At 60.5% G+C, this 2,572-nt stretch carries 4 protein-coding genes; all 4 read right to left on the bottom strand.

The features are described 5' to 3' along the window. Positions 1-425 (bottom strand): hypothetical protein (locus tag Q0721_RS11060; protein ID WP_299029800.1); only part of this gene is annotated, 425 nt, incomplete at its 3' end. Between the two features lie 27 nt (positions 426-452). Further along, positions 453-1,067, bottom strand: coding sequence for a hypothetical protein (locus Q0721_RS11055; protein WP_299029797.1), 615 nt, complete (start codon positions 1,065-1,067; stop codon positions 453-455). A 3-nt stretch (positions 1,068-1,070) separates the two neighbouring features. Beyond that, positions 1,071-1,451: a hypothetical protein gene (locus Q0721_RS11050; protein ID WP_299029794.1), complete on the bottom strand. Its 381-nt coding sequence runs from the start codon at positions 1,449-1,451 to the stop codon at positions 1,071-1,073. A 205-nt stretch (positions 1,452-1,656) separates the two neighbouring features. Beyond that, entirely contained in the window at positions 1,657-2,244 is a 588-nt protein-coding gene (locus Q0721_RS11045) for a hypothetical protein (protein WP_299029791.1), read from the bottom strand. Positions 2,245-2,572 lie beyond the last annotated feature (328 nt).

Genomic DNA, 2,572 nt, shown 5'->3' with positions numbered 1-2,572 from the left:
CAGTCTTCCCACGATAGGTAGTAGACGATAAGGTCATCTTGCTGGAGGTCTGGCTTGCGCTGGTGCACGCGCCGGAGCAGAGCAGAAAGCACCTCCTCGCCTGTCTCCGGTAATGGCTTCCCGACCCAGGCCTTCCAGTTGGGGCCCTTGCGCCCCGCCTGGACAATCATATCGGGGGCCAGCGGCCCCTTTGCGTCCAATCTCCCGGGGGGAGTCCACAGGAACTGGCGCACCATTGCGTGCGCCCTGGGGCCCCGCGGGGTCACACTGATGGCGCGGCGAGCATACTCGCCTGCCCTCCAGTCCCTCCCCTCTGCTCCGTGGAGAAACAGAAGCAACCTTGCATCGCACTCCAGCGCGAAGTTGGGGGGGATTGGCCGCCCATGGTAATAGAATACATCGTTTTGCACCTGTATCTTGTCCATCGCTCTTCCCTCCTTGTCAATCTTCTGTCAATCCTCGTAAATCTGTGGGTAGGGATAGTCCCCCACCCACGAGCGAGGCAGGTGGTACAACTTCACGTCCGGATGGGCTCGGTAATACTCTGGGCCCTCCTCGCGGATTCGCTTGGCTATCCTGCGAGCAAACGCAATAATCTCTGCAGGAGGAAGCCCCGCGCGAAGGCCGCCACTCACTATCCCGCTACCGACAAACTCCCACTGGTACCAGGGCCCACCAGGCCCCCGCCCCGCAAAAATCTGGTCAACCTCCCGCACCAACCTCTCCACCTCCTCAATTCTCCTCTTGGCCACCTGGGGAGGGATTCGCCACACCAGATAGTTGCAGGTCGCGCCAGAGGGAGCAATCCCCTCGGGGATGACCACATCGGGGTCGCGGCCCAGGGCAAAACTCGCGAACGAGGAGCGTCCAGTCACCAAGGCCACGTAGAAGGGCCCCGCCACAAGCCGCACAATCGCAACTTGCGGCAAGTCCTTGACCACCTCAACGTCCCACGCTTCCTCCTCGCGGGGTTGTGGGCCGCGACGGTCAGGAATGGCAATCTTGCCACTCCTTAGCCTGGCAACAACATCCCCTTTCCTTCCTCTAAAGAAGCAAACGGTTTCCATCGCCTACCGCAGGGCATCCTTCAGGTCTTGGATGCTCTCCACGTCCTTGACGGGCACATCCTCTTCGCGGCCATCAGGGTACAGAATAGTAACCCCGGCCGGTTGGGCACCATAAAGACGCCCTGACCGGCTCCACTCGTACTTGAGTATCCCCACCCGCATGCTCACCAAGCACCCGTGAGACACTCCCAGGTTCCCCGCCGGAGACGAGTAGACAGTGTACTCCAGCACAAACGCATCCGATGGAGGGTTGATAAGCCTAACCTTGCTACTGCCCCGATAGCCGCAGGGGCAGTAGACGTTGTAAGTGATGTATCCATCCGCCGGACGCATCACGAGGTTGTTCTTCTCCGTTCGGATTATCCTGCCACGAACTGGGAACACAAGTTCCCTCTTCCCTCTCGCACTGACTCGGAGCAGAGACTCCGAGACCCAGAGGCGATGGCAGGGTCTACCGTACGCTCCGCTCCCTACGTCCACGTACCAGAAGGTGGCGCCCTCCACCTGCTTGGGCTTTGCTTCAAAGTTCATCGCCCCTCCTTGCTTTGGGTGTTTCTCCGCACGCAAGCAACCCTGCGCGCGAGTTGCCTCAACCAACCTCCACCCGCACAGCATAAGCAAGACCGCTGAAGGCCACCCCCCGCCCCTGGCAGGGATGCATCTCGTATCCTCTGGGGGGCCTCCCTGGGCGGAGGAAAACCCTCCGTAGCCCCACCCTCCACTCGTCTGGGTAGAACCTCTCTTTGGCGGGGGAGACAAACGCATTGCCCTCCCGCCTCAAGGGTAGATATACCCTTGTTGCCCCAACACCTACCTGTCTCTCCGGACGAAACTCTTTGACCAGCATCGTCCCCTCTGCCCACCCCTGCGGGACTCTGTCGGCACGGGAGGGTCTCACTCCAGAGGAGATTTGGAAGATGTCCCGGGAGACAAGCAGGGGCAACACACCTCTCGCCTCGCCGGAGTAGATAACGCAGTCCTCGCTCTTCCCTGATAGGGCAACATACTTAAGAGCGGCCTCCAGAGTCTCAAAAACGCAGAGGCCATACCCCTCGCTGGCAAGGAACTCTGGGGGACTCGCCCACTCTCCTACGACATATCTCACAGCGGCTGGGCCCCAGGTCGCCACCGAGTACAAGGCCTTTCCATCTGTTCTAAAAACCTTGAACGCTTGCATCTGGCCCCCTCACGGCACTTCATACCACCTGAAGGGGGGCTTGTTGTGCGGGTAACAGTCGTAGTGCCACACTGCCCCCTTCGCTACAATAATCTTGTCCCCGATGGTGAACTTCTGCCTACATTGGGCAGACAGTATTCGCCCAACCGGGCCACGTATACCAGTCGCCCCCGAACTCCCTGCAGAACCGCTTTCCGTAGTTTGTGTACATCTTCCACCTCCTGTTAAATCTCCTGCCCCGCTGGGCAGGGCCTTGCTGTGGCCGCGCTGTCCCCACAGGCTGTGCCCTTGCCCTCCTGCGCGCTACCCCCCTTGGCGCAGGCTCTCC

The organism is uncultured Thermanaerothrix sp. (assembly GCF_938028735.1).
Classification (GTDB): Bacteria; Chloroflexota; Anaerolineae; order Anaerolineales; family Anaerolineaceae; genus Thermanaerothrix.
This window is presented reverse-complemented; position numbering and strand designations above follow the sequence as displayed.